The sequence below is a fragment of the Xenorhabdus mauleonii genome, from assembly GCF_900113945.1.
Classification (GTDB): Bacteria; Pseudomonadota; Gammaproteobacteria; order Enterobacterales; family Enterobacteriaceae; genus Xenorhabdus; species Xenorhabdus mauleonii.
On the sequence record NZ_FORG01000012.1, the window covers coordinates 122,197 to 130,273 of the forward strand.

The 8,077-nt window shown below is 41.6% G+C and carries 8 protein-coding genes; 3 read left to right on the forward strand and 5 right to left on the reverse strand.

Translation table 11 applies throughout. The annotated features are described in order from the left end of the window. Nucleotides 1–8: 8 nt before the first annotated feature. The 5 genes from BM100_RS13080 to trmB form a co-directional block, all read right to left on the reverse strand. Complete coding sequence (locus tag BM100_RS13080; protein WP_169924685.1) at nucleotides 9–950, reverse strand: TauD/TfdA family dioxygenase; 942 nt, start codon at nucleotides 948–950, stop codon at nucleotides 9–11. Nucleotides 951–2,011: 1,061 nt separating this feature from the next. Beyond that, nucleotides 2,012–2,749, reverse strand: coding sequence for a DUF2884 family protein (locus tag BM100_RS13085; protein ID WP_092511635.1), 738 nt, complete (start codon nucleotides 2,747–2,749; stop codon nucleotides 2,012–2,014). 51 nt (nucleotides 2,750–2,800) lie between these two features. Further along, complete coding sequence (glsB, locus tag BM100_RS13090) at nucleotides 2,801–3,727, reverse strand: glutaminase B (RefSeq protein ID WP_092511657.1); 927 nt, start codon at nucleotides 3,725–3,727, stop codon at nucleotides 2,801–2,803. A gap of 152 nt (nucleotides 3,728–3,879) precedes the next feature. Continuing rightward, nucleotides 3,880–4,206 carry a YggL family protein gene (locus BM100_RS13095; protein WP_092511637.1) on the reverse strand — a complete coding sequence of 109 codons (327 nt, stop codon included), beginning with the start codon at nucleotides 4,204–4,206 and terminating at the stop codon, nucleotides 3,880–3,882. Then, the gene (trmB, locus tag BM100_RS13100) at nucleotides 4,206–4,925 is read right to left on the reverse strand and encodes a tRNA (guanosine(46)-N7)-methyltransferase TrmB (RefSeq protein WP_092511659.1); all 720 of its coding nucleotides are present in this window, start codon (nucleotides 4,923–4,925) and stop codon (nucleotides 4,206–4,208) included. Before trmB ends, BM100_RS13095 begins: the two co-directional genes overlap by 1 nt. Nucleotides 4,926–5,171: 246 nt before the next feature. Between trmB and mutY the strand changes: the two genes are divergently transcribed. The 3 genes from mutY to mltC all read left to right on the forward strand — a co-directional run bounded on the left by mutY (nucleotide 5,172) and on the right by mltC (nucleotide 7,868). Then, nucleotides 5,172–6,209, forward strand: coding sequence for an A/G-specific adenine glycosylase (gene mutY / locus BM100_RS13105; RefSeq protein WP_175494957.1), 1,038 nt, complete (start codon nucleotides 5,172–5,174; stop codon nucleotides 6,207–6,209). 38 nt (nucleotides 6,210–6,247) lie between these two features. Then, a complete protein-coding gene (locus BM100_RS13110) occupies nucleotides 6,248–6,520 on the forward strand; it encodes an oxidative damage protection protein (protein WP_092511641.1) in 273 nt (90 codons plus the stop codon). Nucleotides 6,521–6,794: 274 nt separating this feature from the next. Then, nucleotides 6,795–7,868, forward strand: a complete 1,074-nt coding sequence (gene mltC, locus BM100_RS13115; protein ID WP_092511643.1) for a membrane-bound lytic murein transglycosylase MltC — start codon at nucleotides 6,795–6,797, stop codon at nucleotides 7,866–7,868. Nucleotides 7,869–8,077: the final 209 nt, after the last annotated feature.

The following is an 8,077-nucleotide window of genomic DNA, read 5'->3' on the forward strand; positions in this document are numbered from 1 at the left end:
TCATGTCCTCATTTGGCAGGGGAAAAATTGCAGTGCATTGGTGAAGCCATGATCACATAAACTTTGCGTGATCCATTAAACGGCTCTCTACCATGAGCAACTGCAAGATTGTCAACGACAGCCACATCACCACTCTTCCAATCGGGGTACACAGTCTCAGCATCAATAGCTGCTCGAATTTCAATTAATGTGGATTCACTGATAAGCGTACCGTCTCCATACTTCGCCATTCGAGGAAATCTTCCGATACCAAGTGCAGCTTCTAAAGCCAGTTTCACCTCTTCAGGTAAACTGGAGGGATGAAAGAGATTCGCTTGATTAAACCAGCTTTCTTCCCCTGTATGAGGGTGAGTCACAACGCCTTGCACAATTTGCCGGGTGATTAACTGATCTTCTTCTAACCATTCAAAATCAACACTTTCAGATTTAAGTTTTTCTTCAACTACGCTTTTTTCCTCAGTCTGAAATACTTGTTGCCAAGTTAAGTCAAATCCCGTGTTATAAAGTCGTTCATATAAAACACCTTTATTTTTAAATGTGTTACGGGTTTGATTTGAGAGACGTTGTAATACTTTTCTGTAATCCGCCAATGTCGTCTGACCGCCATAATCCGCAGCCTTTTGTGACCATAACCATAAATATTCTGGCCAAGTACGCCGATAAGACATTTCATTATGCAAAGGTATTCGTTGATCAGCAGGATATTCTGTAGACGTGAACACTTTGTCATTGACTTTAGTACGTGGCGTTGATGGCTCGTTATAATCCAATATTTCAGGAGTTGCACTTAATACAGCTTCTCTGAATGCAATAACATCATCAATGTTGAATCCGCGAAAAAGTAACGCGCCATGTTCATTAAGTTTTTTCTTACACTCATTCCAGTGACTATTCAACCAAGAACGCAGTGTGATCCCATTCTCTGGAGCGTAAATCGTATAGGGTAGCATTATCATATTAATCCTATTCAAAATGGATTAGCCAAACTACTTACGTCATTCATTTTCCAAAGTTATCGAGTAAAATATTGAACTTAAAAATATGAGTAATAATTTAAAATGGTTATCATCGCTTATAAAGCATTTAAATAAAACAACCATAAAATGAAACAGTATATAAATCATCGTTGCACTGCATTAATTTATCGGCGCTTCTTTATTTTTATATGAAAATATTCTGTAACGCAATTCATTATTCATATTAACTAACTGTGTAACTGTTCCTAATCTCAGTTTCAATATAAACAATTTCTTCTGCAAAGGTAATTTGCCAAACCATTAATGAGATAAAGGGTTATCTTAATAGCTATTTTCATTAACCCAATCACAATATTAGCCAAGGTAATATAAATCGAAAAAATATCAAATAAAATAATTTTAAACAGATGAGTTAGTAATCAATGTATAAATAAAGAAAAAATAAATCCAGCATGACATAGCATCAAAAAACATTCATTAGTAAATTATTTTCTTGGGCTTACATATTAATTCGTCATTCCTAATCTCATTATTATATTCGTTTTTGCATTCTTTTTTGTAATTTATTTCACAATCTAAATAATTTAGGTTGTGTGCGGATCGGTGGTTTATACCCTATTAACTCCAAGTTTCAGGAAGCAACGTATTATCATCCCGCGTCGCGGGATGATAATACATGCATCTTGAAGTACGATGCGTATAGGTATCAAAAGAAGTATGTGGAAGAACACATGCAATTAATCATTGGGTATATTAGTTCATGCTGGATCTTATAATTTTTAGTTGAGAGCAATATCAATTCTGAAGGACTGCCTGTAGTACAAACAACTGTTGGTTTGAGTGATGACTCACTCATTTATGCCCGTACCACAAGCAACTTTGGTGATATTGAACCAAAAATTGTACGGTTATAACCACACCACCAAAATTGCCGGATAATGTACGAACCAGCGCAAATTACCTTAAGATGAGAAAACTATTTTATATAGGTAACAGTTAAACCATACCCAATAGTTCATACCGGGAATATATTATTATTTAATCGAGTTCATCAGACTAATACGTTGTTGCTCTAATCGGCTCGCTTTATTACAAACTTCGTCTTTCAAACGATTCAATTCTTGTTCTTGTTTTTTCCATTCAGTATCAAAGCCATTTTGCATTCCACCCAGTCCACCAAGAAGAGACATCAACAACTGTTTGCCGCCATCATTCTGGTCACTTGTTTTACGGCTCATTTCATTGATACTATCCTGCAAGATACCGCCAAGGCTCTGTTCGATAAGTTTTTGCCCTTCGGATTCCATCTGCTTGACGGCCTGAGCATGAAATGTAAAACCATTCACGCGAGTTTCAATGACTTTGTCAATTTGCTGATTGAGGCCAGATTCCAATTGAGATAAGCGATTACGAATATTGCTCTCTTTACCCATCGTATCGATAATCACTTTATCCAAAGATAAACGAGCGCTTGCCAAGTGGCTCAAGGCCTCTTTTTTCACCCACGGCAAATCTTGGCGGATAGTTTGTTGATATTGTTGCGCTTTACTACGTTGCGTTCCACTCAAAGACAACAGCTTGCCATCACGGGTTATGGAACCATCAGACATTATTTTGAGGTTTCCATGAACGCCGATGATTTGAACAGATTTTGGTGTGACAATAATGTCATCATTCAAGGTCACCTGACATCCGGAATCAGCCTGTGCTTGGGCTGCAATGAACTGAGATGCAAATAAAAATGATGCAGCAATTGTGATTCTGCGTAACATACACTCTCCTGATATCTTTTGCCTGGTGACTCTGTATCAGCACAGACTAGATTAAAAAATAGAACGCCCGATACGCTCAGATAATTTTTCCAATGCTGCGCAACCCGCCAATGAGTTACCTGATTTGTCCAGCTCAGGAGACCATACTGCAGCAGTAAATTCCCCCGGAACCACACACACAATACCGCCACCTACACCGGATTTGCCTGGCATGCCGATCCTGAACGCAAACTCCCCTGAACCATCATACATTCCACAAGTCAGCATCAATGCATTGATCTGCCTTGTTTGCCGGAGGCTCAAGATTTGCTGGCCGGAGCCAATCATGCGCCCTTTGTTGGCCAAGTAAATAAAACACTGGGCCAATTCAACGCAATTCATTTTCAAGGCACAATATTGGAAATATGTTTGCAAAACTGTAATGACATCGTTTTCAAAATTACCAAATGATTTCATCAAATAAGCAATTGCGGCATTACGGCTGGAATGCTCCATTTCAGAACGGGCAACAACATCATCATAGCAAATATCTTTTTGCCCCGTGAGGCTGCGGACAAACTCCAGCATTCTATGCTTAGGCGCACTCAAGCGTGACTGCAACATGTCACAAATCACCAATGCACCCGCATTAATGAAAGGATTACGGGGGATTCCCTTTTCCAGTTCTAACTGAACCAAGGAATTAAACGGCTGCCCTGATGGCTCAGTACCCACTCGTTGCCAGATATCCTCTTCCTTATAACGTGTCATCGCCAGCGTCAGGCTTAAAACTTTAGAGATAGATTGAATCGAAAAACGTTTATCTGCATCCCCCGCTTTAAAAACCTGCCCATCTACCGTACAAATAGCCATTGCCAGATTATTTACCGGAACTTCCGCCAGAGCAGGAATATAATCGGCTACTTTTCCTTGGCCAATCAAAGGGCGTACTTCATCTAAGATATCTGCCAATAACGAATTAGAGAACCTTACCTTCACCACTTTTTCTCCAGACAAAACAGGGACTCCATAGGAGCCCCTGCATACAGCGCTACGACTACATACAACATGTACATACAGCGCGATTATTGCGTAATAACGTATTACTTAAGGCACTATTTATAAAGCACTATTTCTCACGCAACAGTGAATCAATCCCACCACACATCAAAGAGATCTGATGTGATAACTTCTTCCATTCCGCGATCTTTCAACCACTTCTCAATCAATTGGCGGTGCTCTTCTGTGCATTTGCCAATTTTTTGCAGGCAAATAATGCCTTCCCACTGCATATAACCGCTGGCATCCAAAGCCAAGCCATTTGGCTCAATCACTTCTTCAATCAAAGTATCAACGGTGCTATCAATAACATCAACGGATGTATTGGCCGGAAAGTTCCACTTTACTGAAAAACCTAATTCCTGAAACTCATCAATACGCATTTTTTTACGCAGACGACGACTACGGTTTTTAGCCATTATTTTACCCTCTCAAACATAAGATCCCACACACCATGCCCTAATCGATGGCCACGCATTTCAAATTTTGTAACCGGACGTGAATCAGGACGCGGTACATAATCATCGCTTTCCGATAAATTTCGATACCCTTCAGCTTCGCTCATTACCTCCAGCATATGTTCTGCATATGGCTGCCAGTCAGTCGCCATATGGAAAACGCCACCCATTTTCAGTTTATTTTTAATGAGCTGAGCGAATTCAGGCTGGACAATCCGACGCTTGTTATGGCGAGCTTTGTGCCATGGATCAGGAAAGAAAAGCTGAACCATTTCCAAACCTTGGTCAGGGATCATATTGTTCAGCACTTCAATGGCGTCATGACACATAACACGCAAATTACTGATCTTTTCCTCGTCAGCCGAAGCCAAGCACGCCCCTACTCCCGGAGCATGAACTTCAATCCCAAAAAAGTTTTTCTCTGGGTTTTGGCTCGCCATCGTCACCAACGATGACCCCATACCAAAGCCAATCTCCAACACTACCGGCGCGTCACGCCCGAATAGGCTTTCCAGATTAATCGGCTCTGGCTGGTAATCTACGCCCATTTCTGGCCATACATTATCAAGTGCTTGTTGCTGACGGCTTGTCAACCGTCCCTGCCGACGTACAAAACTGCGGACACGGCGTAACGCCCTGCCATCTTCATTATATTCCGGTGAAATTACGTTATTTATCATGGTACTTTCTGTCAATATTAAAGCCATTTGCTCAGGCGTCCGGGACTTTATGTACCGCAGGATTGCCCAAAGAGAGCGCAATTATGCAAAGATGGCTGAGTTTATCAAGTTCAGTGTCCATAAGCACAACTTTAATGCCAATTTGCGGGATACCTCGAAACAAAGTTCGGGTTTACACCGAGGTTACACTATGTTGCAATTCTGTCCACGAAACTATTATCCGATATAAAGACAATTATTCTAATGATGGAAGCCGAGCAATTTTCACAACGGGTACTTGAATGGTATCACCGCTATGGCCGCAAAAGCCTGCCATGGCAATTGGAAAAAACGTCCTATCACGTCTGGCTTTCAGAAGTGATGCTGCAACAAACGCAAGTTGCGACAGTTATTCCTTACTTCCAAAAATTTATTTCACGTTTTCCTGATGTTGCTTCTTTGGCAGCAGCGCCATTGGATGAAGTCCTTCATTTATGGACAGGCCTGGGATATTACGCGCGTGCCCGCAATTTGCATAAAGCGGCACAACAGATTGTAACCTTACATAATGGCACGTTTCCCACTACATTCGATGATGTGGTTGCCCTTCCCGGTGTGGGACGCTCAACTGCGGGTGCCATTCTCTCTTTATCGCAGGGCAAGCACTTTCCCATTTTGGATGGAAACGTAAAGCGCGTTCTGGCCCGTTGCTACGCTGTTGAAGGTTGGCCGGGAAAAAAAGAAGTTGAAAACCAATTATGGGATATCAGTACGCGAGTAACGCCTGCACAAGGTGTTGAATATTTTAATCAGGCAATGATGGATTTAGGCGCCATGGTTTGCACTCGCAGCAAGCCAAAATGTGAAATTTGCCCGCTTAATACCGGTTGTATTGCTTACGCCAATCATAATTGGGCGGATTATCCAGGTAAAAAGCCCAAGCAGAGCATTCCGGAAAGAACCGCCTACTTTTTATTAATGCAACATGGCGATACTGTTTGGCTGGAACAACGACCGCTTTCAGGCATTTGGGGGGGATTATTTGCTTTCCCGCAGTTTGCTGATCAGGCATCATTAGAGGAATGGTTGCAAGATTCGGGTATTTCTCATAGTAAACTTGAACAATTGACAGCATTTCGCCACACATTCAGTCATTTTCATTTAGATATCGTACCCATCAGGATAGACATCTTATCTTTTGATTCCTGCATGGATGAAAATAAGGGACTTTGGTATAACTTACGCCAACCAGCAACAATTGGGTTAGCAGCTCCCGTTGAGTACCTTTTGCAACAGTTGGGTTAAGTTACCCATTTTATTTTGAGGATTAGTGAGGATTAATTATGAGCAGAACGATTTTCTGTACTTTTTTGCAGCAAGACGCCGAGGGCTTGGATTTTCAACTCTATCCGGGAGAATTGGGCAAGCGTATTTTCAATGAAATTTCTAAAGCGGCATGGCAGCAATGGATGAGCAAGCAAACCATGCTAATTAATGAAAAAAAATTAAACACCATGAATCCAGAAGATCGTAAATTGCTTGAACAAGAGATGGTGAAATTCTTATTTGAAGGGCATGACATTCAAATCGACGGTTATACACCACCAGAAAAATAATATTAATGCTCAATTAATTTGCATATACCATTGCATTTCAAGATGCAGCGCGACGGCAAGGGAACAAGTTTGTCCAGCCAAGGCTGGCCTCCAGTGACAGGCAGGAGCCTTTCAATAATCTCTGGGCACATAGATAACGCATGGGTCACTATGTGGTCGGGGGTGAGTGGGTGTTGCCAACAAAGCTGTAGCTTGAAAGACGACAGGTATAATAAGAGCCATTTTTTATGGCTCTAACCACTGATGGCATCTTAATATCCAACGGCTCTGAAAAATGAAAAAATTGCTGCCCCTTATTCTTCTCACGCCACTCCTGATTTCCTGTTCCAGCAAAAACGATGTTGAATTCAATGAAAAATACGTAAAAGACACGAACGGTTTCGATATTTTAATGGGGCAATTTGCCCACAACATTGAAAATATTTGGGGCTTACAGGAAGTATTAATTGCTGGCCCAAAAGATTATGTGAAATACACAGATCAATACCAAACTCGCAGCCATATCAATTTTGATGCAGGGAATATTACGATTGAAACGATATCCCCGATCGAGCCGACTGAGCGATTGCATAAAGCAATCGTCACTACATTATTAATGGGCGATGATCCTGGTTCAATTGATCTCTATTCTGATTCGAATGATATTCAGATAAGCAAAGAGCCCTTCCTTTATGGGCAAGTTTTGGATAACAGTGGAGAGCCAATTCGTTGGGAGTGGCGCGCCCGCCATTTTGCGGATTACCTGATTCAGAATAAATTACAAAAACGCCAATCAGGGCTTCGGGTCATTTGGTCCGTCACCATTCAATTGGTCCCTAACCACTTGGACAAACGCGCCCACAAATACCTCCCGATAGTTCGCAAGGCTGCGGTTAAATATGGTATTGATGAATCACTCATTCTTGCCATTATGCAGACTGAATCCAGCTTTAACCCTTATGCGGTCAGCCGTTCTGAGGCATTAGGGCTTATGCAAGTCATGCAACACACTGCTGGAAAAGACGTTTTCAAGATGCAAGGAAGGTCGGGCCAACCTAGCCGCAATTATCTCTTTGATCCTGAAAACAACATTGATGCGGGAACCGCTTATCTATCAATATTGCAAAATATCTATTTAGGTGAAATCAAAAATGCCACTTCGCGTCGATACGCAGTTATCACAGCCTACAATGGCGGTGCTGGCAGTGTATTGCGCGTATTTTCGAGCGATAAAAAGAAAGCAGCTCAAATTATCAACTCAATGCAGCCGGGTGATGTTTATGAAACATTGACAAACAAACACCCCTCATCTGAATCACGTCGTTACTTGCTGAAAGTAAACAATGCACAAAAAGGTTACCGTAGGTAATTGAAGGTAAATGGAGAGGTTATAATCTCTCCATTTTGCTTGTAATTATAGCTTATTGGGTAATTTGAAAGCACATAGATAAAATTATGCAGAAATTGTTTGACGGATTGGGGGGAATACGGTTTAATGCGCCCCGTTAGCCCGGATAGCTCAGTCGGTAGAGCAGGGGATTGAAAATCCCCGTGTCGGTGGTTCGATTCCGCCTCCGG